Source organism: Pukyongia salina (assembly GCF_002966125.1).
In the GTDB taxonomy this organism is placed as follows: Bacteria; Bacteroidota; Bacteroidia; order Flavobacteriales; family Flavobacteriaceae; genus Pukyongia; species Pukyongia salina.
In genome coordinates this window covers 1,933,606-1,956,290 of the sequence record NZ_CP027062.1, presented here as the reverse complement: position 1 = coordinate 1,956,290, position 22,685 = coordinate 1,933,606, and the positions used below count along the sequence as shown (strand labels likewise).

20 protein-coding genes are annotated in these 22,685 nt (G+C 42.0%); 9 read left to right on the top strand and 11 right to left on the bottom strand.

The window, feature by feature from the left end:
• Window positions 1-52: 52 nt before the first annotated feature.
• Genes nqrF through C5O00_RS08795 form a run of 6 tightly spaced genes read right to left on the bottom strand, consistent with a single transcriptional unit; the run spans window position 53 to window position 6,085 of the window.
• Entirely contained in the window at window positions 53-1,357 is a 1,305-nt protein-coding gene (gene nqrF / locus C5O00_RS08820) for an NADH:ubiquinone reductase (Na(+)-transporting) subunit F (RefSeq protein WP_105216511.1), read from the bottom strand.
• 1 nt (window position 1,358) lies between these two features.
• Window positions 1,359-2,096 carry an NADH:ubiquinone reductase (Na(+)-transporting) subunit E gene (gene nqrE / locus C5O00_RS08815; protein WP_105216510.1) on the bottom strand — a complete coding sequence of 246 codons (738 nt, stop codon included), beginning with the start codon at window positions 2,094-2,096 and terminating at the stop codon, window positions 1,359-1,361.
• Between the two features lie 25 nt (window positions 2,097-2,121).
• Window positions 2,122-2,769, bottom strand: a complete 648-nt coding sequence (locus C5O00_RS08810; protein WP_105216509.1) for an NADH:ubiquinone reductase (Na(+)-transporting) subunit D — start codon at window positions 2,767-2,769, stop codon at window positions 2,122-2,124.
• Between the two features lie 4 nt (window positions 2,770-2,773).
• Window positions 2,774-3,520, bottom strand: coding sequence for a Na(+)-translocating NADH-quinone reductase subunit C (locus C5O00_RS08805; protein WP_105216508.1), 747 nt, complete (start codon window positions 3,518-3,520; stop codon window positions 2,774-2,776).
• 2 nt (window positions 3,521-3,522) lie between these two features.
• The gene (locus tag C5O00_RS08800) at window positions 3,523-4,731 is read right to left on the bottom strand and encodes an NADH:ubiquinone reductase (Na(+)-transporting) subunit B (RefSeq protein WP_105216507.1); all 1,209 of its coding nucleotides are present in this window, start codon (window positions 4,729-4,731) and stop codon (window positions 3,523-3,525) included.
• 4 nt (window positions 4,732-4,735) lie between these two features.
• Complete coding sequence (locus tag C5O00_RS08795; protein WP_105216506.1) at window positions 4,736-6,085, bottom strand: Na(+)-translocating NADH-quinone reductase subunit A; 1,350 nt, start codon at window positions 6,083-6,085, stop codon at window positions 4,736-4,738.
• A 180-nt stretch (window positions 6,086-6,265) separates the two neighbouring features.
• Between C5O00_RS08795 and C5O00_RS08790 the strand changes: the two genes are divergently transcribed.
• The 3 genes from C5O00_RS08790 to apaG are packed head-to-tail and all read left to right on the top strand — an operon-like array spanning window position 6,266 to window position 9,218.
• Window positions 6,266-7,519, top strand: coding sequence for a type IX secretion system plug protein (locus C5O00_RS08790; protein ID WP_105216505.1), 1,254 nt, complete (start codon window positions 6,266-6,268; stop codon window positions 7,517-7,519).
• Window positions 7,520-7,564: 45 nt separating this feature from the next.
• Complete coding sequence (locus C5O00_RS08785; protein ID WP_105216504.1) at window positions 7,565-8,830, top strand: DUF3667 domain-containing protein; 1,266 nt, start codon at window positions 7,565-7,567, stop codon at window positions 8,828-8,830.
• 1 nt (window position 8,831) lies between these two features.
• Window positions 8,832-9,218 (top strand): Co2+/Mg2+ efflux facilitator ApaG/CorD, encoded by a 387-nt coding sequence (gene apaG / locus C5O00_RS08780; RefSeq protein WP_105216503.1) that lies wholly within the window; start codon window positions 8,832-8,834, stop codon window positions 9,216-9,218.
• Window positions 9,219-9,225: 7 nt separating this feature from the next.
• On the opposite strand, the gene C5O00_RS08775 is transcribed toward apaG, so the two are convergent.
• On the bottom strand, window positions 9,226-9,927 hold the full coding sequence (locus C5O00_RS08775) for an NRDE family protein (protein WP_105216502.1): 702 nt from the start codon (window positions 9,925-9,927) through the stop codon (window positions 9,226-9,228).
• A gap of 163 nt (window positions 9,928-10,090) precedes the next feature.
• Between C5O00_RS08775 and pruA the strand changes: the two genes are divergently transcribed.
• A complete protein-coding gene (gene pruA / locus C5O00_RS08770; protein WP_105216501.1) occupies window positions 10,091-11,716 on the top strand; it encodes an L-glutamate gamma-semialdehyde dehydrogenase in 1,626 nt (541 codons plus the stop codon).
• 35 nt (window positions 11,717-11,751) lie between these two features.
• Here pruA and rsmG read toward each other — a convergent pair whose 3' ends face one another.
• Window positions 11,752-12,381 carry a 16S rRNA (guanine(527)-N(7))-methyltransferase RsmG gene (gene rsmG, locus C5O00_RS08765; RefSeq protein ID WP_105216500.1) on the bottom strand — a complete coding sequence of 210 codons (630 nt, stop codon included), beginning with the start codon at window positions 12,379-12,381 and terminating at the stop codon, window positions 11,752-11,754.
• Window positions 12,382-12,492: 111 nt separating this feature from the next.
• Here rsmG and C5O00_RS08760 point away from each other — a divergent pair, with 111 nt between their 5' ends.
• Both C5O00_RS08760 and C5O00_RS08755 read left to right on the top strand, forming a co-directional pair.
• The gene (locus tag C5O00_RS08760; RefSeq protein ID WP_244592962.1) at window positions 12,493-13,611 is read left to right on the top strand and encodes a fatty acid desaturase family protein; all 1,119 of its coding nucleotides are present in this window, start codon (window positions 12,493-12,495) and stop codon (window positions 13,609-13,611) included.
• Between the two features lie 2 nt (window positions 13,612-13,613).
• A complete protein-coding gene (locus tag C5O00_RS08755; RefSeq protein ID WP_105216499.1) occupies window positions 13,614-14,801 on the top strand; it encodes a pyridoxal phosphate-dependent aminotransferase in 1,188 nt (395 codons plus the stop codon).
• A gap of 17 nt (window positions 14,802-14,818) precedes the next feature.
• Here C5O00_RS08755 and C5O00_RS08750 read toward each other — a convergent pair whose 3' ends face one another.
• Entirely contained in the window at window positions 14,819-16,324 is a 1,506-nt protein-coding gene (locus C5O00_RS08750) for a TrkH family potassium uptake protein (RefSeq protein ID WP_105216498.1), read from the bottom strand.
• Window positions 16,324-17,673, bottom strand: a complete 1,350-nt coding sequence (gene trkA / locus C5O00_RS08745; RefSeq protein WP_105216497.1) for a Trk system potassium transporter TrkA — start codon at window positions 17,671-17,673, stop codon at window positions 16,324-16,326. The genes C5O00_RS08750 and trkA overlap by 1 nt, the downstream gene beginning before the upstream one ends.
• 205 nt (window positions 17,674-17,878) lie before the next feature.
• Between trkA and ubiE the strand changes: the two genes are divergently transcribed.
• Together ubiE and porT are read left to right on the top strand one after the other, a co-directional pair.
• Entirely contained in the window at window positions 17,879-18,610 is a 732-nt protein-coding gene (ubiE, locus tag C5O00_RS08740; RefSeq protein WP_105217617.1) for a bifunctional demethylmenaquinone methyltransferase/2-methoxy-6-polyprenyl-1,4-benzoquinol methylase UbiE, read from the top strand.
• A gap of 2 nt (window positions 18,611-18,612) precedes the next feature.
• A complete protein-coding gene (gene porT / locus C5O00_RS08735; RefSeq protein ID WP_105216496.1) occupies window positions 18,613-19,320 on the top strand; it encodes a type IX secretion/gliding motility protein PorT/SprT in 708 nt (235 codons plus the stop codon).
• On the opposite strand, the gene C5O00_RS08730 is transcribed toward porT, so the two are convergent.
• On the bottom strand, window positions 19,307-20,035 hold the full coding sequence (locus tag C5O00_RS08730; protein WP_174688600.1) for a TrmH family RNA methyltransferase: 729 nt from the start codon (window positions 20,033-20,035) through the stop codon (window positions 19,307-19,309). The genes porT and C5O00_RS08730 overlap by 14 nt on opposite strands.
• Window positions 20,036-20,072: 37 nt before the next feature.
• Here C5O00_RS08730 and tamL point away from each other — a divergent pair, with 37 nt between their 5' ends.
• Window positions 20,073-22,658 carry a translocation and assembly module lipoprotein TamL gene (gene tamL, locus C5O00_RS08725; RefSeq protein ID WP_105216495.1) on the top strand — a complete coding sequence of 862 codons (2,586 nt, stop codon included), beginning with the start codon at window positions 20,073-20,075 and terminating at the stop codon, window positions 22,656-22,658.
• Window positions 22,659-22,685: the final 27 nt, after the last annotated feature.

Below are 22,685 nucleotides of genomic sequence, written 5' to 3'. Positions count from 1 at the left end.
AAAAAAACGCTTTACAAAACGTAAAGCGTTGATTTTCAGTATATATTATTTATTATCCGCCGAAATCGTCGAAGCGAATATTTTCGTCTGGAATTCCGAAGTCCTCACCCATTTTCTGTACCGCCTGGTTCATTAATGGCGGGCCACAGAAGTACAATTCGATGTCTTCCGGTGTCTCGTGATGGTTAAGGTAATTGTCGATAACCACCTGGTGGATAAAACCTACAAATCCGTCACCTTCATCATCTATGCTTTTCTTTACCTTCCAGTTATCCTCCGGAAGTGGTTCGGATAAAGCCATGTAAAATTTGAAGTTAGGGAAATCTTTCTCAAGGTTTCTGAAGTGATCTATGTAGAACAATTCGCGTTTTGAGCGCCCCCCATACCAATAAGTAACTTTACGTCCAGTTTTCAGTGTACGGAACAAATGATATAAATGCGATCTCATTGGTGCCATTCCGGCTCCTCCACCCACATACAGCATTTCAGCATCTGAAGGATTTATAAAGAATTCACCGTAAGGGCCTGAAATTGTAACTTTATCCCCTTCCTTACAATTGAAGATATAAGAGGAAGCAATACCTGGATTTACCTGCATCCATTGATTTTTTGCCCTGTCCCAAGGTGGGGTGGCAATACGAACATTAAGCATTATCTCGCGTCCCTCGGCAGGGTAAGAAGCCATGGAATAGGCTCGTTCTACCGTTTCGGTATTTTTCATTACCAATGGCCATAATCCAAATTTATCCCACTCGGCCTGGAATTTATCCGGGGAGTCGTGTTCTTCCGGGTGAGCTGTTATGTCAATATCCGAATATTTCACCTCGCATGGTGGGATTTCTATCTGTATATAACCCCCGGCCTTATAGTTCATATCCTCCGGGATCTCAACAACAAATTCCTTGATAAATGAAGCTACGTTGTAATTACGAACAACAGTCGCTTCCCATTTTTTTATTCCGAAGACCTCTTCAGGAATATGAATATTCATATCCTGTTTTACTTTAACCTGACAAGCTAATCTGGCTCCAGCCTTAAGTTCTTTTCTCGTAAAATGAGGAGTTTCAGTTGGTAAAGCTTCTCCACCTCCTTCAAGTACATGACATTCGCACTGAATACAAGTACCTCCACCTCCACAGGCAGATGGTAAGAATACCTTCTGATTTCCAAGTGTTGATAACAGCGTCCCACCTGAAGGTACTTCGATCACCTTTTCCTCATTGATCGTGATCTTCACCGGCCCGGATGGAGCCAATTTTTGTTTGGTGAATAACAAGAGGGCAACTAATGCTAATGTGAGTACAAGGAAGGCAACTACCGTTGCTATTATGACTCCTAATGTGCTTGCTAAGAACATACTACTGTGGTGTTATTTCTGAAACTTCTAAGGTTTCGTTCTGCGCTATATTTTCTGTATTTAATTCTGAAGTCTTTTCAACTTCTGCCGATCTAACTTCGGAAACTTCAATTTCTTCATCGCCTCCGGTAAGCATTCCTCCAAAACTCATAAAGCCAATGGCCATAAGTCCTGTTATGATAAAGGTAATTCCGAGGCCTCTTAAGGGAGCCGGTACATTAGAATAACGGATCTTCTCACGGATAGCCGCGATCGCTAAAATTGCCAGGAACCATCCTATCCCACTACTGAATCCGTAATTTAGCGCGAGTGTGAAACTTTCGATCTCCCGCGACTGCATAAATAACGAGCCTCCAAGAATTGCACAGTTTACCGCAATAAGTGGTAGGAAAATCCCTAGTGAATTATATAGAGATGGAGAAAATCGTTCAACTACGATCTCAACTAACTGCACCATGGTAGCAATGGTAGCAATAAAGAGAATAAAAGAAAGGAAACTAAGATCGTATTCGGCAAATTCTGCTCCCAACCAACTTAATGCACCTTCCTGAAGTATATATTGATCCAGTAACCAGTTTAATGGCACTGTAACCGTTAAAACAAAGATCACAGCGGCTCCTAAACCCACCGCAGTGCTCACCTTTTTCGAAACAGCCAGGTAGGAACACATTCCGAGGAAATATGCAAATACCATGTTGTCTACAAAGACCGACTTAAAAAATAATTCTACGTGTTCCATAGTGTAATGTTTTCAGTAGCTGCTACTAGTTTTCTTCGATTAATTCCTTGTTCCTGCTTCTTTGTACCCATATAATGATACCTACTACGATAAGGGCCATTGGAGGTAGCACCATAAAACCGTTGTTCTCGTATCCTATGGAATATAAGAATGTCTTCTCTACTGGATCTCCCAGTACTTTAAAACCAAAAAGAGTTCCGGAACCTAAAAGTTCACGAAAGAAACCTACAATGATAAGGATGATACCGTATCCCAACGCATTTCCAACACCATCCAGAAACGATTTCCAAGGACCATTGCCAAGTGCAAAAGCCTCAAAACGTCCCATAATGATACAGTTGGTGATTATAAGTCCGATGAAAACCGAGAGTTCCTTGCTTAATTCGTAGGCGAAGGCTTTTAAAACCTGGTCTACAATGATCACCAGCGTAGCTACCACGATCAATTGTACAATAATCCTGATCTTGGAAGGAATGATGTTTCTCATCAGGGAGATGATAACATTTCCTACCCCTAGCACAAAGATCACCGATATCGCCATCACGATGGACGGTTTCAGTTGGGCAGTGATCGCCAAAGCAGAACAAATTCCCAATACCTGTATTGTAATTGGGTTGTTATCTGCTAATGGGTCTAGTATTAATTTGCTGTCTTTTTTAGATAGAAGTCCCATACAATTAATTTAATTTTTTGAAATAGTCCACGTATAATCTCACGTCTTTCTTCAGCATAGCAGTTAAACCGTCTCCGGTTATGGTGGCCCCGGCCAAAGCATCTACCTCTCCATCTGTTTTGTCTTCATTCTTAGGGTCGTTGTTTCCTTTAGCTACGGTTATACCTTCGAAGGCACTACCATCCAGAAACTTCTCGCCTGTAAAATCATCCATAAAGTATCGTTGCTTGATCTCTGCACCCAGACCCGGTGTTTCACCTTTGTGATCGAAATAAACTCCCTTAATGGTCATGGTCTTGTCTACGGCCACAAAGCCCCAGATCGCATCCCAAAGTCCTTTTCCGCGAACAGGCATCACATAGATCTCTTCACCATCTTTCTCTCCCACAAAAAGTGGCAGCCTTCTCTGGTAATTTCCATCTTTCGCTTTATTAGCTTCTTTTTTTATATCTATAAGATAGGCCTGGTCATCCTCGATCACTTTATCGCCCTGGATCACATATTGTTTTTTGATGTATTTAGCGAACTCGGCCTCCACCCTGTCGGTAGGGATAAAAACTACATCATTAGGACCTTCATTTTCATGAACTCCCATGGCATAAAGGATGTTTTGTTGTTTCTCGTAACGTTCGTTAGCCTTGATCAAAGGTTTGAAACCATTAGCAAGACCCGCCAGCAGCGATCCTACTACCAATACCATAATGATAGCAAAAACGACGGTATAACTATTCTTTTCTGTGTTAATTGCCATAATTAAGCAGTTTTAACTTTTAAACGTTTCGCTCTTCTCTTTATATTCCCCTGAAGCACATAGTGATCTATCGTTGGGGCAAACACATTCATCAATAGAATGGCAAGCATTACACCTTCGGGATATGCCGGGTTGAACACTCGTATCATCACCGAAATAAAACCAATAAGGAATCCATAGAACCACTTCCCTTTATTGGTTTGAGATGCAGTTACAGGGTCTGTTGCCATATAAACGATTCCAAATGCCAGACCACCAATAAGAAGGTGTTTCCAGAATTCGATACTCATCAGGCTATAGAATTTACTACTTTCAGAAATCCATCCCAACTCAGCTACTACATTGAAAAGATAACCCATCACAAGAGCCCCGATAATGGAAGAAAGCATTATACGCCAGCTACCAATTTTTGTGAAAATAAGAATAAGAGCTCCAAGAATGATGAGCAATGTGGATGTTTCTCCTACCGAGCCAGGTATAAATCCAAAGAGCATATCCATAGTATCGTATTCGAATGCTTTATTCTGCGCAAGGCTACCAAGAATTGTCTCACCCGAAATAGCGTCTGGTGTCCCTGCTCTCTCCACAGCACCATGCACCCAAACTTTATCACCACTCATCCATGTTGGATAGGCAAAGAACAAGAAAGCTCTAATGGTTAGGGCAGGATTTAAAATATTCATTCCGGTTCCGCCAAACACCTCTTTCCCGATCACTACACCAAAAGCCACAGCCACTACAAGCATCCACAATGGAATATCAACAGGCACGATTAAAGGCACCAGCATCCCGGTTACCAGATAGCCCTCTTCTACTTCATGGCCTTTTATTACGGCAAACAAGAACTCTATCCCCAGTCCCACTCCATAGGAGATAGCAACTAATGGTAATATTTTCCATGCCCCTACAGAGAAGTTGCTCATGGTCCAGAATTCTGAACTAAAGAATCCTCCCGAGACAGCATTGATCTCTCCTAAAGCCAGATAATGCTGATAACCCGCATTGAACATTCCGAAGATAAGACAAGGAACAAGTGCCATGATCACGATGTTCATGGTTCGTTTCAGGTCGTCTGCTGCTTTTACATGCGTACCGCCATGTGTAGTTTCGTTAGGCAGATACAAAAAGGTATGTAGTGCATTAAAAGCAGGTGCCATTTTGGTACCCTTGTATTTTTCTTTAAGCCTATGTAATTTTTGCTTCAATCCCATAGCGTTATCCAATTTCTTTATACATTAAATCCAGACCTTTTCTAATGATCTCCTGATGTGGTTGTTTTGAAACACAAATAAACTCTGTTAATGAGAAGTCTTCGGGTGCAACTTCGTACATCCCTAATGCTTCCATCTGATCCAGGTCCTGAACCATACATGCCTTCAAAATCTGTAAAGGATATATATCCAATGGAAATACTTCCTCGTAATTTCCGGTTACTACAAAAGCACGATGCTCGCCGTTGGTATTGGTGTTCAATTCAAATTTTTTCTTCGGAAACATCCAGGAGAAGGTCAATGCTCTGGATGGTGATATCTTGTTAAATACGGGTTTGTTCCAACCGAAGAATTCGTAGTCATCTCCTTCGGGGATGATCGTTACTGTGTTGTTGTAAAACCCAAGGTGTCCTTTTGGTGAGATGGCGGTACCTGTTAGTACATCCCCGCTAATCACTCTCACATTCTCTTCCTCCAATCCCGAATCGTACACAAAGGTAGAAACCTCAGAGCCAATTCGTGTTCGGTAATATTTTGGGGATTTTACCGATGAACCTGCCAGGGCAATTACCCGTTCTGCATTAAACTTTCCGGTTAAGAGTAATTCTCCAATGATCACCAGGTCCTGTGCAGCTACTGTCCATACAATTTCACCTTTGTTAACAGGATCGATCTTTGCGATCTGTGTTCCCACGTTCCCAGCCGGATGTGGTCCTTTAATATGGTGCAAGGTAACATCCTTCATTCCGGCAAGAGGCGAATCATTACTCCCAACACAAACATGTACTACCCCTTCGGTAAGTTTCGAAAGGGCGGTAAGTGCCGCCTGAAGTTCGTTCTCTTTACCCTTCAGGGTAAAATCCAGATCGGCCGCAAGAGGAGCCGTAGAATAGCCCGAAACAAATATCGCCTTTGGCTGTGAGTCTGGCCTGGCCACAACGTCGTAAGGACGTTGTTTTATAAAGGGCCAGCAGCCTGCGCTCAATAACAATTCCCTGATCACCTCGGCAGAGGAAGCTCCCGGATCCAGTTTCCCAAAATCCTTGAATGTATCCTGCTGATCTCCTTCTATCAACAAACGGGTAATAACTCGTTTTGGCCCTCTTTCAATCGCCGTAAGTGTACCGCTTACAGGAGAAACAAATTTTATGGGCTCGTTATCTTTTGAGTAAAAAATGGTGTCTCCGGCCTGCAATTTTGCGCCTTCTTTAACAACCATTTTTGGAGTAATAAGATGAAAGTCGGAGGGTCTGATGGCGAAAGTACGAGAACGTGGAGCGTTAGAAAGGGTTTTTTCGGCTTCGCCTTTTAATCGAATGTTAAGACCTTTTTTAATCTTAATGTCTTTTGACATAGGACAGTCGTGTTAAATTTCTTTTAAGGCCCGAACGCTTTTTTCGGGTGTGCAAATTTATGAATTAAAAGTCGCATCGCGCAATAAATGGAAATAATTTTTTGTTATGTAAACCGCAAACGTTTTCGACTTAATTTAAGGCATAAAATTTGTTTATCTTTAGCCTCTAAACCGCATTTCATGGGTAAAATATCATTAACCATCATCTTATTTTTAACACTTGGCGCTCCCTTGTTTGGACAAGCGATTGAGATCCCTCCTCCTCACTATATTAGAACCGTCCAGTTTAAAGGAAGTACATCTCAGAGTCAGCTACCCGTCATCCGCCTTGGTGAGAGACTGCAATTATCTTTCGACGCGCTAAATGGTGACGAAGAAGATTATTACTATGTAATTACCCATCATAATTTCGACTGGACCGAAAGTGATCTTTCCAAAGGTGAGTTCCTTAACGGTTTCGACGACGTGCGTATAGAAACCTATGAAAATTCACTTAATACCCTTCAGATCTTCTCTCATTACTATCTTAATATCCCCAACAGGGAAACGAGAGCGATAACCAAAAGTGGAAACTACCTCATAAGCATTTATAATGACGATTCGGAACTTGTGTTTTCACGAAAATTCATGGTACTCGAAAACATCGTTGGAGTTAGTGTGGCTGTGAAACGATCCAGGGACCTGAACTATATACAGGAAAAACAGTCGGTGCAATTTAGTATCAACTCTCCCACCCTTCAGCTTATCAATCCGAAGCAAAATGTACATGTACTGGTCATGCAGAACAACAATCTTAAAACTGCCATCACAGACCTCAAACCTCAATATACCATAGGAACAGAATTGATCTATCGCTACGATCAGGAATCGTCTTTTTGGGGTGGTAACGAGTTTCTCAATTTTGATAACAAAGATGTACGCGCAGCCAATAACGGGGTTAGGAGTGTAGACCTCAAAGACCTGTATGAGAATTATCTCTTTACAGATATTTCGAGAGCCGATAGGCCCTACACCTACAATCCCGATATCAACGGTAATTTTGTGGTACGCAATATCAATGCCCCTGACCCCACCATTGAAGCCGAGTATGTTGTAATGCATTTCAGCCTGCAGTACTTTGAGGACATAGGGGATAAAGAACTACATATCTATGGAAATTTTAATAACTGGACCATAGACGGCAGCACCTATTTAAAATATGACGAGTACAGTGATACTTATAAAACGTCCCGACTTTTCAAACAAGGATTTTACAATTATAAATACGTGCTGGTAGACCGTGACGGCTCCATAGACGAAGGCGCCGTGAGCGGTAATTTCTGGCAGACCGAGAACGACTATACCGTGCTAGTGTATTACAGGGAACTTGGAGGTAGATACGATCGTTTAATTGGACTTGGGATGGCAAACTCTACCAATATCACTAACAACTGATCTATTTTCTTTTAAAATTAAAGCTAAGTTTATTTAACTTTGGCTATGGACGATAAAAAGCCCGTACCCGTAAAAGGTAGGAAAGCGATGAAATATCGCGCTGCCGAATGCAGAAATTGTGGGCATCCTTTAGAACTAACAGACCGCTATTGCTCCTATTGCTCTCAGCTCAATACCACCAAAAGTCTTCAGCTGAAGGACTTCTTTGGGGAGTTTTTGGGTAGTATCATAACCTACGATTCCCGATTTCGTTATACTTTAAAAGATCTTTTATTCAAGCCTGGGGTGATCACCCGCAATTATGTGAACGGTCAGCGATTGAAATATGCCAATCCGTTCAGATTCTTCCTAAGTGTTTCCATTATCTATTTCATCCTACAAGGGCTTATAAGTACATTTTCAAACAACAATTCCTTTTTTAATGAAGCCACTATAAATAATGGATCTTCGGTAAAAAACAATGGTGGAGGAAATGATTTCAGGTTTGGGGATTTTGGTATTGATACCACAGGGTTCGATGCTACCCGTAAAAAAAATATAAAATTGCTGGATTCGGTTTTGAAGAAAAACAATGTCGATCTAAAAGAAAATAATTTAGATTCTATTATCGAAGCGGAAGAGATCAACATCGATGATGCCGAAGTGGATTCGCTGTTAAAGAAGATCAATAAATTACCTTTTATTGGGAGAGGTAACGAAGCACCGTCTTACACCCTGATCGCAGAAGAAGTGCTCGACACCATGGATGGATTAGAACGTAATGTTGAAAGGTTCATGTTGTACAGGGATTTTTATAAAACCACAAAGATCATAAATCCTGTGGTTGCCCTGGATAGTATGAATCACAGAAATAACAGCTATAATCGATGGGCATACAGCAAGAACGAATCCATTGAAAGAATTGAGAAGAACCCCGGTGAATTTGTTCAGTATTTGCTGGAGAAAACCCCCTTCTTTCTGTTCTTTTTCACCCCGGTCTATGCCTTTTTCTTTTGGCTTATCTATTCGAAGAAGAAGTATACCTATATGGAACATATGATCTTTATATTCCATATTTTTAGTTTTGTATTTCTAGCGGCAATAATCTGCCTGATCCCGGACTCCATCATCCTCAATGGAAACGATAATTTGGTCTTTTCCATAGTCCTGTCGCTGGTAGGTCCGTTTTACTTTTATAAAGCCCTGCGTAATTTTTATCAGCAAAACCGACTCATAACTATAATAAAATTTATATTTTTAAACTGGATATTCTGGATAGGAGCTACTATAGCCGCACTCCTATTCTTTGCGGTCACCGCAGCAATGTATTAAAATGGTGCAACAGGTAACAAAAGGTATAAAGATTTCGGTAACCACTCAATATGAGGGGTTTCTTGGTAATGAGCATAAAACAAGCTATGCCTTTTCGTATACCATCTCCATAGAAAATAACAGTAAGGATACGGTTCAATTAATCTCCCGTTACTGGAATATAAAGGATGCCTTAAATGATACACAGGAAGTGAGTGGACAGGGAGTAATAGGCATGAAACCCGTTCTCGAACCCGGAGAAGTACACACCTACAGTAGCGGCTGTATGCTACTTTCACCTATTGGTGCCATGAGCGGTGCATTTACGATGATCAATTTCAGCAATAAATCGGCTTTCAAAGTAGATATCCCTTCATTTAGATTGTTTACAGACTTTGCCATGAATTGATCTTAGATCATAGCCTGTACCTTTCTTTTTTTTCTTTCTGAAGATCTTCATAATACATTTCTATCGAGCCGGAGGCAACGATCTGTGTAATACTTTTAGTTTTCACAAACCCACGATCCATAATAAGGTCTGTTCTAGGGTCGCTTTCCCCAGCCGTTTTATGAAATTGCAATAGTTGTTCGGCAGTAGGATGAATATGCTCGAACAGGAAATTGGCAAACCATTTTTCCCGCTTTTTTTTCATTTCTTCTGAATACAATAAAGACGAAGACCATATAGCCGGTGCGAGGGGTTTTTCTGAAAGATGCGAATTTTCACCATCCCACACCAGCTCGAAGACCTGAAGGGTTTCCGAATAATCAACCGCAACTAGCGTAAAGGGTTCAATACCACTAAAACTGAAGGCTTCGATGGCACCCAACAGCGAATCTGCCGCCAATAAAGTAGTGACGATCACCCCCCTGCTCATCCTGTATGAGGGTTCCCGCTTGTGAGCGGTAAAACCTCCGTTCATCAAACTTACAAATCGCTTTTGGTCACTTATTCCTATCCATGTACCTCCGGCCAATACATCCTTCGGAAATAGCAAACGGCTACCGTCCTGCTCGTAGATCGCCGGCATAAGGGTTTCACGTCCGGGTGCCTCGTCCCTGTTCGAGGTGATAACAAATCCTCCATCAGATTGAGGCATAAAGGTGAGCGTACACATAGATTATTACTAAGAAAATTTGTGAAGTGAAAATACGAAAATGAATTTTCTTCAGAATAAAAATCCTTCATATTCGAAGATTTTAACCCGGAGATGATAACGGAAATTTCAGGCTAAATTTTGTACCTTTGCGGTCTACAAAATAACCCTTAAAAATATACACATGGGAAAAGGATTTTTTGAAGTACCTATTGCGATAAATGAGCCTGTAAAGGATTACGCTCCGGGTTCTCCCGAGCGCGAAGAAGTACTCGCTACTTACAAAAAGATGTTCAATAGTACTGTGGATGTACCACTATATATCAACGGAAGAAACATTAAGACCGGAGATACCTCACAAATGGTGCCACCGCACGACCATCAACACGTTGTAGGGACCTATCACAAAGCAAAAAAATCTCATGTAAAAGACGCTATAGACTCTGCGTTAAAGGCGCGTGAAAAATGGGCAGTAACCCCCTGGGAACAACGTGCAGCAATATTTCTTAGAGCCGCCGAACTCATTGCCGGGCCTTACCGGGCAAAGATCAACGCCGCGACCATGATCGGCCAATCGAAAAATATTTACCAGGCCGAGATCGATGCCGCCTGTGAACTTATAGACTTCCTGAGATTCAACGTGCAGTTCATGACAGAGATCTACAGCGAACAGCCGGAATCTACTTCAGGAGCCTGGAACCGACTAGAATACCGTCCGCTTGAAGGGTTTATTTACGCTATTACACCATTTAATTTCACAGCCATTGCGGCCAACCTGCCAGCTAGTGCAGCCCTTATGGGTAATGTGGTGGTATGGAAGCCCAGTGACAGCCAGGTGTATTCAGCCAAAGTGATCCTGGATGTCTTCAAAGAAGCGGGTGTACCCGCAGGAGTGATCAATATGGTAATGGGTGATCCGGTAATGATTACCGACACTGTATTAGCGAGTCCGGATTTCAGCGGCTTCCACTTTACAGGTTCTACCAACGTATTTAAAGATATCTGGCAGAAGATCGGGAACAACATTCATAAATATAAAACTTATCCTCGCATAGTAGGTGAAACCGGTGGAAAAGACTTTATTGTAGCTCATAAAACGGCCAACCCTAAGCAGGTAGCTACCGCTATCGCCAGGGGTGCGTTCGAATTTCAGGGTCAGAAATGTAGCGCAGCTAGCCGCTGTTACATTTCGAAATCCATTTGGGCGAGAGTAGAGAAACAGCTTCTTGCCGATATAAAATCCTTTAAAATGGGATCACCGGAGGACATGAGCAACTTTATAACTGCCGTGATCCACGAAGGCTCCTTCAACAAGTTGAAGAAGTTCATAGACAAGGCCAAAAAGAGCAAGAAAGCTAAGATCATCGCCGGAGGTGGATACGATAAATCCAAGGGTTATTTTATTGAGCCTACGGTCATCTTAACTACAGACCCCAATTACGAAACCATGTGTACCGAGTTATTCGGGCCGGTGGTTACCATTTACGTTTTTGATGATAAGAACTGGGAAAAGACCCTGCATCTAGTAGATGAAACCGGAGAGTATGCACTTACAGGGGCAGTTTTCAGTGAAGACCGTTATGCATTGGAGCAAGCCGTACGTATCCTGGAAAATGCGGCGGGTAATTTCTATATTAACGACAAACCTACAGGAGCCGTTGTTGGGCAACAACCTTTTGGTGGTGCTCGAGCCAGTGGAACAAACGACAAGGCCGGAAGCAAACTGAACCTGTATCGCTGGGTGTCACCACGAATGGTAAAAGAGACGTTCGTTTCACCTTCAGATTATCGATATCCTTTCCTTGGGTAATATTTAAAAAAAAGCAGCGTAGATCGCTGCTTTTTTTATGGCTTGAATTTAAGTGGGAGGTGAACCACACTTTTGGTTTGGAAGAAATCTTCTTCAAAGAAATCTGTGAGTGGATAAATGGTCGCCTTTGGGAAAGGTGCGAGTTCTTCGGTAAGGTCACCACCTTTTAGGTATAATATTCCGTTTTTTAAATCGTGGTTGCTCTTTTTAGCCACATTATCCTTTACCCATCTTACAAAGGTCTCCATTTGGGCCACTGCCCTGCTCACAATAAAATCGTAGCGGTCGTTAATTGTCTCTACCCTATCGTTGGTGATCTGTACATTATCCAGTTGCAAGGCATCGGAAACCTCGCGAACAACTTTTATTTTCTTGCCTATACTATCCACCAGGTGAAAATGAACCTCCGGAAAGAGAATTGCGAGCGGAATTCCGGGAAAACCACCACCGGTTCCCACATCCAGGATTCGGGAATCCGACTTAAAGGCTTGTACTTTTGCGATCCCCAGCGAATGAAGCACATGACGCAGGTATAGTTCTTCGATATCTTTTCTGGAGACTACATTAATTTTTAAATTCCAATCCTGGTAAAGGACGCTTAACTGCTCAAATTGAGATAATTGGGTGTCTGTTAGGGTAGGAAAATATTTTCTGATCAGCTCCATAGGCAGTTATTAACTGCAAACTTAGGATTTCTTTGATAATTTATGATTATGGTATGGAAAATTTCAAATTACAATGCGTATTTTAGTCGCTTCATTTCAAAATCCCCCATTTTGAGTAAAAACAAAATTGTGAATACCCCTCATATTAATTTTTCCCGTGTAGATTCTGCCAAATTTTTCCGAACCTTGAACAAGCGGGTAAATAGTTATTTCAAAGAGAACGAAATTTCCCGTAATGGAAACTGGAAACTGCATTTAAAATCGGTCGTGATGTTCTCATTATACCTTGCACCCTATTTCCTCTTATTGTCCCTTGATTTTCCATGGTGGGCACAGCTTCTAATGGCTGTGATCATGGGCGTGGGAATGGCAGGCGTAGGAATGAATGTAATGCACGATGCTAATCACGGTGCGTATTCTTCAAAAAAATGGATCAATAAGATCATGGGAAGCAGTATGTACATCCTTGCAGGAAACGTATACAACTGGCAGGTTCAGCACAATGTGCTACATCACACCTATACCAATATTCACGGACACGACGAAGATCTGGAAGCAGGAAGGATACTGCGCTTTTCGCAGCATTCAAAATGGTACAAATTGCATAAATTCCAGCATTATTACAGTATCTTTTTCTACGGCTTATTAACGCTTAATTGGGTACTCACATCAGATTTTTTACAAACCAAACGATACCTGGCTCAGAAACTGTCTTATGGTAAACTTCCCAGCCCGGTGAAACAATGGAGTGTTTTAATTATAACCAAGATGATCTACGCCTCCGTATGGATCGTATTACCCATCCTGTTCTTTAATATCGCTTGGTGGAAGATCCTTATTGGGTTCTTTATTATGCACTATGTGGCCGGATTGATACTAAGTATTGTCTTTCAGCTGGCTCATGTGGTGGAAGAAGCAGACATGGTCCTTCCGGATCCATCCGGCACTATGAAAAATACGTGGGCCATTCACCAGTTATTCACCACGGTGAATTTCTCAACTAAGAATAGGATCATGAATTGGTTTACAGGCGGTCTCAACCACCAGGTAGAACATCATATTTTCCCGAATATCAGTCATATTCACTACACCAAGATCTCAAACATTGTGAGGAATACGGCACGTGAATTCAATCTACCCTATAACGAATATAAAACAACCCGAAAAGCCCTGATCGCTCACTTTAAACATCTTAAGCAAATGGGCATGAACCCGGCTATTACCGCATAAATATGAACCCTAAATTATCTGAACGAGTAAATAACATGGCCACTTCTGCAACCCTGGCCATGGCGGCAAAAGCTCGTGAATTACGCGCCGAAGGAAAAGATATAATTGGCCTAAGTTTAGGTGAACCGGATTTTACCGTACCCGATTTTGTAAAGGAAGCGGCCATTCAGGCGATCAAAGACGACTATCATGCCTATACCCCGGTAGATGGCTACGTGGAACTTAAAAATGCCATCATTACAAAATTTAAGAGGGACAACAACCTGATATATACACCTTCCCAGATCGTGGTATCCACCGGTGCCAAGCAATCTTTGGCCAACCTTGCACAAGTACTTCTAAACGAAGGCGATGAAGTCTTGCTCCCGGCTCCTTACTGGGTAAGCTATAGTGATATTGCCAAAGTAGCAGGCGGAGTTCCGGTTCCTATTTCCACAGGTATAGAAAGTGATTTCAAAGTTACACCTGCAGCCCTTGAAGCGGCCATTACCCCTAAGTCGAAAATGCTAATCTATAGTTCTCCGTGTAACCCGAGTGGTTCTGTGTACAGTAAGGAGGAATTAAGAGCACTTGCCGACGTACTGGCTAAATACCCAAACATCATTATTGTGAGTGATGAGATCTACGAACACATTAATTTTACAGGCGCCCATGCTTCTATGGCTCAGTTCGATGATATGTACGATCGTACAGTTACGGTGAACGGAGTGTCTAAAGCGTACGCCATGACAGGCTGGAGGATCGGTTATATTGGAGGGCCCGAATATATTGCCAGGGCGTGTAATAAAATGCAGGGGCAGGTAACCAGTGGAGCCAATTGTATCGCCCAAAGAGCGACGATCGCAGCCCTGGAGAATCCACCAAGTAAGATAAAGTATATGGTGGACGCCTTTAAGAACCGAAGAAAACTGGTACTGGACCTATTATCGGAGATTCCCGGTATTAAGACCAATGAGCCCGAAGGTGCGTTTTACGTGTTTCCGGATATTTCTTTTTACTTCGGAAAAACAATCCAGGGAGTAAAGATCGACAATGCCTCAGATTTTGCATTGTTCCTCCTGGACAAAGCAAACGTTGCTACGGTTACTGGAGAAGCATTCGGTAATCCCGATTGCATTAGGATCTCCTATGCCGCTTCAGAAGCAGATATAAAAGAAGCCATGCAACGAATTAAAACCGCCCTTTCATAGCCGATTATCTAATTTAATTAACGATTCCTCCAGAAAAAAGGCGTTAGTAGAATGAGCACGGTAAAGAGCTCAAGACGGCCTATCAACATTAAAAATGTAGACCACCATTTGGCCGCAGTGGGTAAATTAGCATAGTTGCTCGTAGGTCCCAGTTCTCCTAGTGCCGGCCCCACATTACCCAAGGTAGAAGCTGCTCCTCCAAGTGCCGTCTGAAAATCTAACCCCAACCAGGAAAATACCAAAACCCCTACTATAAAGGAGAGCATATAAAGAATAAAAAACGCCAGGATATTGAAAACAATAGGCTGTTGCACCGATTTTCTATTATATCGAACCGGTAATATGGCGTTGGGGTGAAGAGTCCTTCTAAATTCGATGATCCCATTCTTGATCATAATGAGGTGACGCACGATCTTAACCCCTCCCGCAGTGGAACCGGATGATCCCCCCAGGAACATGAGTCCGAAGAAAAATATCACCAGAAATGGAGTCCACATGGTATAATCTGCAGTAGCGAATCCGGTCGTTGTTACTATCGCAAGAACCTGGAACAAAGCATGCCTGATGGCACTTTCCAATTCACCCCATACCAGCGGATGGTGTACCGATGAAGCCGATGGGTTCACCTGGAAGTAAATAACAGTCGCCGCAATAATAGTGAGCCCAATTATAAAATAGCCATACAGTTTAAATTCTTCATCCCTAAATATCTTACTGAACTTGGTTTTGAAGGCAAAATAACTAAGGATGAAATTTGTTCCTGCCAGGAACATAAAAACCATGATTATATATTGAATGATCGGCTTGTCGTTCCAAAACGCCACACTGGCATTCTTAGTGGAGAATCCGCCCGTACTTAATGTACTCAGGGAATGATTGATCGCATCGAAGAAACTCATCCCGGCCACCTGCAGTAAAATGGTCTCCGCTATGGTATATCCCACATAGATGATCCAAAGTCGTTTGGCTGTGTCTGTAATACGAGGGTGTAATTTATCCCCTCCCGGCCCCGGAGCTTCAGCTGCAAATAATTCCATCCCGCCAATTCCCAGAAGAGGTAAGATGGCAATTGCAAGTACGATAATACCCATCCCTCCTATCCAATGCGTTATACTTCGCCAAAATAATACGCCTTTAGGAATTATCTCTATGTCGTTTAATATGGATGCGCCCGTAGTTGTATATCCGCTAATGGTTTCGAAAAAAGCATTGGTAAAATTTGGGATAGCACCGGTATAGAGATACGGTAAGGTACCGGCAAGCGACATTATGATCCAACCAAAAGTAACGATAAGATAGCCCTCTCGTTTCTGTATTTCCTTTCGATGATTCCTGGTGAGAAGCATCAAAGCACCTCCGGCTACCATGACTGTTATCCCCGAATAGACCATATCCAAGCCCACACCGTCCTTGTAGGCAAAACTCACTATGGAAGATAAAAGGATAAAACCGCTGTTAACCAGTAACAGCAGTCCCATGAGGTGAAATATAATCTTGTAATTAAGCTTTGAGATAGAGCCCATCACACGAACAGTTTTTCAACCTTTTTAATCGATTGAGGTAAACAGCAAACTACAATTCTGTCGCCACTCTTAATTTCGAAACCTCCCAGTGCGATAAGGCCTTCTCCGTCACGAATCACACCACCAATTACAGCCGATCTTGGAAAATCGATCTCTCTAATGATCTTATTACATACTTTCGAAGAGGCCGTAACAAGGAATTCTACCAGCTCGGCATTCATGTTGTTGAGCTTTGTCATAGCCACGATCTCTCCTTTTCTAACATAACGGAAGATATTATTGGCAGCCAAAAGCTTTTTATTTATTAGGGTATCGATCCCAATGGAATGTGAAAGTTGAAAGTAGTCCATATTCTCGACCAGGGCAATGGTTTTTCGCACCCCTCGCGATTTTGCAACAAGGCAGGACATAATGTTTGTTTCACTATTTCCGGTAACCGAAATAAACGCATCCATATCCTGGATGGCTTCCTCTTCCAGGAGTTCCACATTCCTTCCGTCCCCGTTTATCACAAGGATGCCGGGAATCTCATCGGCGATCTCGAAGGCTTTCTCCTTATCGGTTTCTATTAGTTTTACATTGAAATTACTTGAGCTGAGGTCGCGAGCGGTTAAACATCCAATGGCGCTTCCACCCAAGATCATAACATTTTTTATTTCTTCTCTAACCTTTCCCGATAATTTATAAATATACTCTACTCCGGTTTGGGTGGTTACAAAATAAACCTGGTCTCCCTCTTTGAACTGGGTGTCCCCCCTGGGGATCAACGTGTATTGTGTTCCGTATCGTTGTATTGCAATGGGCACATAGTCGAGTTCTGGGTATTCCTGCCCGATCTCCTTCACGGTCTTTCCTACAAAAGTAGCGGTACGTGAAAGTGACAGCCCTATCATAGTAAGGGCACCTTCGTCAAACTCGTATGTATCGTTAAAGGCACTCTGGTTTAGCAGAAGCGCAATTTCGTTAGCGGCCAGTTGTTTTGGGGAAATGAGTTCGTCTATTCCAAACTTGGTAAAACCTACCATCTCCTTATTCTCAATAAATTCACTATTGGATATTCTGGCAATAGTGCGCTTGGCACCCAGTTGCTTGGCAAGAACGCAAACAGTGATGTTAGTGGTTTCACTAGAGGTAACGGCTATTACCAGATCTGTATTGGCTACTTTTGCGTCCTTCAGTATAGAAATAGAAGTAGCATCCCCTTTAATTACTCTTATATCGAGATGTGCGTCGGCATAGGCCAGCGATTCTCTGTTTGTATCTATTAAGGTAATATCCTGAGATTCGAAGGAAAGAAGTTTTGCTAAATGAAATCCAACTTCACCCGCACCTGCTATTATGATCTTCATAGTCTATAAGCAATACGATGTGCAAATGTATATAAAAATCGAGAACAACTGTGCTATATGCCTGATAAGTTAAAGGCGAATAAAGTTACCATACACAGGAAAGAATAATTTAATTCGTGATTAACTGAGACGTCTAAACATGTGAGGTATTTTAAAAAAGTACGTAGCTTTGCAGCCTTAATTTATGGAAGCAGATGCTTACGTCATGAAGGAGAATGTTACCCCTTATAAGGATTCGGAACTGAACAAGAAGGAGCAGGTGGAGCAGATGTTCGATACTATTTCGGGCAACTACGACAGTTTGAACCGGGTGATCTCTTTGGGCGCCGATCAAAAATGGCGACGGAAGGTGATCAAAATGGTGGTCGATAGAGAACCTAAGAGCATTCTTGATATTGCTACAGGCACGGGAGATCTGGCAATACAATTTGCCGAAAACAGTAAGACTGCTGAAGTAGTTGGGCTGGATATTTCGGAAGGGATGCTATCGGTGGCTCGTAAAAAGACGGCCAACACGGTACTGAAGGATAGAGTAAAATTTATCAAAGCAGATAGTGAAGCTCTACCTTTTAGTGAAAGCTCTTTCGATGCGATTACCGTATCCTTTGGGATCCGAAATTTTGAAAATCTGGAAACCGGGCTATCCGAAATATATCGAGTTCTTAAACCCGGCGGATTATTCGTAATCCTGGAAACTTCGGTTCCCGCCAAATTTCCATGGAAGCAAGGATACTTTGTGTACACCAGGGGGATCATGCCGGTAATAGGAAAGATCTTCTCTAAAGACAAGGTGGCATATAATTATCTTTCAGAAAGTGCGTCTGTGTTTCCGCATGGAAATGCACTCAACAATATTTTAAAGAAAATTGGGTTTATAGAGGTGGAAAATAAGCCGCAAACCTTTGGTGTGGCTACCATTTATAGCGCTACGAAATAACTATGAAGAAATTATTAATAGTCTTAGCCGTTCTTTTATTTGCACAAAGTGCTAATGCGCAATTATTTAGCAAAGAAAGACTGGCAAATCTGGAAAACTTCGATCAACGTTTCCTTACCTGGGGATACTTTCTAGGTTTCAACAGTTACGATTTCAAGTTTGAGTACGAAAACCAGTTCATGGACGATAATACCGATATTCTTGTGGAAGCACAGTCCGGGTTCAATGTAGGGCTTATTGGGGATATGCGTATCAATCAGTATATGAACCTACGTCTCGAACCGGGTTTATATTACACTCAACGAAACCTGATGTTTCCCAATTTTGAAGAGGAAAAGGATTTCTTAAGAGAGGTTAAGTCTACTTATATTCATGTACCGCTTCTCCTTAAGTTATCTACAAAACGTTTAAACAATATCAAACCATTTATCGTAGGCGGGATATCTACTTCATTCAACCTGTCGAGTAATGAAGATAACCCCGAAGATAACTTTCAGGGGCAGTTTCGTACCACCAAAGCCACGAGTTATTATGAGTTAGGTTTTGGGATCGATCTTTACCTCTATTTCTTTAAGTTCACCCCTTCCATTCGTGGGGTATTTGCCATCAATGATGAGTTGGTGCGGGATGATGATCCTAACAGCCCTTGGACAGGAAATGTTACTAAAATGGCTACGCGCGGGATATTTGTAAATTTCACTTTCCAGTAAGTCTTCGGAATTCACTTAATAAAATCCCGGTGGCGGTCGCTACATTTAAACTTTCTGTAGCCTGCAGCTCTCCAAATCGCGGTATCGTGATACGATGATTCAGTTGTTGCTCTAAAGCAACAGAGATGCCATTGGCCTCGTTGCCCATTACTAAGATTCCTTCGGAAGGTAATTTACATTCGTACACTGTTTCCCCGCTCATTACAGCGCCAAATACTTCTAGATCGCTTTGTTGAATAAATTCACTGAGGTTAGTATAATTTACCTGAACCCTTGCAATGGAGCCCATAGTGGCCTGAATCACCTTTGGATTATAGCAATCTACCGTATCTGTAGAACATACTAACTGCGAAACCCCAAACCAATCACAAAGCCTGATAATGGTTCCCAGGTTCCCGGGGTCTCTTATCGCATCCAGTGCCACGATCAAACCGCGTGTTTGTATAGGCGAAACTTTCGGAGTTTTAAAAACCGCCAGTGAGTTATTGGCGGTTTTTAGCATGGATATCTTTTGTAACTCTCCAGGCGTAATTAAAATGGCAGAAGATCCGGCCACTGATAACGTTTCCGAAGCAAAAAACATTTCGGGAATCATCCCGCTTTGAATCAATTCTGAAATTACCTTCGGCCCTTCAGCAACAAATAATCCGTATTTATCACGGTACTTTTTTTGCTGTAAACCCGTTATTAACTTTATTTGACTTTTACTGATCAAAATATAGTATTTTTGAATTGCTGGTAAACCCGAACGCTTGATTAAAACCCTCACAAAAATATCATTAATTTCAGGATTTATAGTACTATTCTACTCCTGTAATGCGGTTAAACGGGTTGGAGACGACGAATATTTACTCACGGAGAACAAGGTGTTGGTAGATAGCGTTCAGGTGAAAGATGAAAAAGTATTGAGCCAGATCGTGCAACGACCTAACTCCAGGCTATTGGGAGTACCTTTTGGCATCTTCGTCTATAATATAGCCGATCCAAAACCAGATTCTACCTTTCAAAAATGGTTGCATAAAAAACCTAAAAGAGAAGAGAGGCTTATTAACTTCCTGTCGAAGAAGCAGGTGGTAGAACTTAGGAACAGCTATATCGGTATCAATAAATGGTTTGAAAGAACCGGTTCTCAACCTGTAGTTGTGGATGAAGCTAAAACCAACAAATCGCTAACCCGCCTAAAAAACTACTATTCCAGTTTTGGCTGGTTCAACACCGAAGGTGAATATAAAGTGATCCCCAGCGAAAACAAAAAGAAACGAGCGAGGGTGGAATACTCGCTCAAACTGCACAAACCATATATTATCGACTCAATTAACCGGCAGATCAGTTCTCCGGTGGTAGATTCACTTTTCACCTTATCTGAAGCTAATTCGTTTATAGAATCCGGGAAACAGTTTGCGAATAACGATTTTAATAATGAGCGCGACCGACTCACAATTCAGTTTAGAAATTCGGGGCTCTATTATTTTGATCAGGACTATATTACTTTTGAAGCCGATACCGTGAATACCGGCCATAAGGCTAACATTACTTATATTATTCCCGACCGCCGTTACAGGATAGAAGACAGTACTTATACCGAACCCTTTAAAGTACACACGGTAAACGAAGTTAGAGTGGTTACAGACTATTCGTTTGCCAACCAGAATAAGACCCTGCAGGATTCGGTCGAACACAAAGGCTATAAACTCTACAGTTATGAACCTTTGAAATTTCGGCCAAAGGCGATCACCGATGCCATCTCCATTACACCTAATACGATCTTTAAAGACATAGATCGAACTTTAACCTATAACCAGATTGCCGATCTAAGTATTTTCAAATACCCGAATATTAGTTACATGGAAGATCCGGCAGATACTACAGGTGCCGGACTTATCGCCACCATCTTACTCACACCCAGAAAAAAATACACGCTGCAACTGGATTTCGATGTGATTCCTATCCCCTCTCCAATACAGGACTTTGGAATTGGATTTAGCACCACCTTCCTCACACGAAATGTGTTTCGAGGCGCAGAGACTCTTGGATTATCGGCAAGAGGAAGCGTTGGTTCGTCTAAGGATGCCGCCGATAACGACAGTAAGTTCTTTAATATCTCAGATATTGGGGCCGATGCAAAACTTACAATCCCGAGAATATTATTTCCTATTAATACAGAAGGGGTGATAAAAAAATATATGTCGCCAACTACCGGTATCAGCCTGGGGATCAATGCACAAAACAATATAGGGCTTGACAGGCAAAATTTTAACGGGATCTTTAATTACCGCTGGAAGCCGTCTAATATAAAAACCTATACGTTCGAACTTGCCAATGTGCAATACGTGCGAAACCTGAACACCGATAATTACTTCAACATCTACAAAAATTCGTACGAAATATTAAATGAGATCGCCGCAGACATAGAAACCACGAACCCGGGAAGTATAGATCCTACCTATTATACGATCGATGAGGGTGGTGATATTAATCTTATTATCCCCGAAGGAGCAGATAATTTCCTAACCGATATAGAGAATAACGATCTGGGAACCACTGCAGAAAACACAGAAACCGCCAACAATATTAACGAACGTAAGGACAGATTAACCGAAAACAACCTGATCTTCGCTACCAATTTTCAATGGCTTCGCGATACAAGAGAGAATATCTTCGATAATAGTTTTACGCGTTTCCGATGGAAAATTGAGACGGCAGGAAACTTTCTATCCGGTATATCGCGCCTGGCCGGACTTGAGAAAAATGCTAATGGCAGCTATCGGGCCTTTGGTGTAGCCTTTTCTCAATACGTAAAATTTGAAGCCGATTATATCAAACACTGGGAGCTGAAAGATGGAAATATTCTAGCCGTACGGGCTTTTGGTGGTATCGCTATCCCTTATGGCAATAGTAACAGTATCCCGTTCACCCGAAGTTATTTCGCCGGTGGAGCAAATGACAACAGAGGCTGGCGTGCCTATGATCTTGGCCCGGGAAGTAGTGGCAGTGCCGATGAGTTCAATGAAGCAAACTTTAAGATCGCTCTAAACGCCGAGTATCGCTATACGATCCTGGGTGATTTTAAAGGTGCCTTTTTTATAGATGCAGGAAATATCTGGAATGCCTTAGATAATGTAGAGGATGAAGCCTCTCGATTTACCGGTATTGGCGATCTGAAAGAGCTGGCCATAGCTACTGGGATGGGCCTGCGCTACGATTTTGGTTTTTTTGTGCTTCGGTTTGACGGAGGATTTAAGACCTACAATCCTGCTTTACCAGAGGGAGAACGATGGTTTAAGGAATACAATTTCGCTAATATTGTCTATAACATAGGTATTAACTATCCGTTCTAAACCGTTAAAATTTGTTATTTTTGCTAA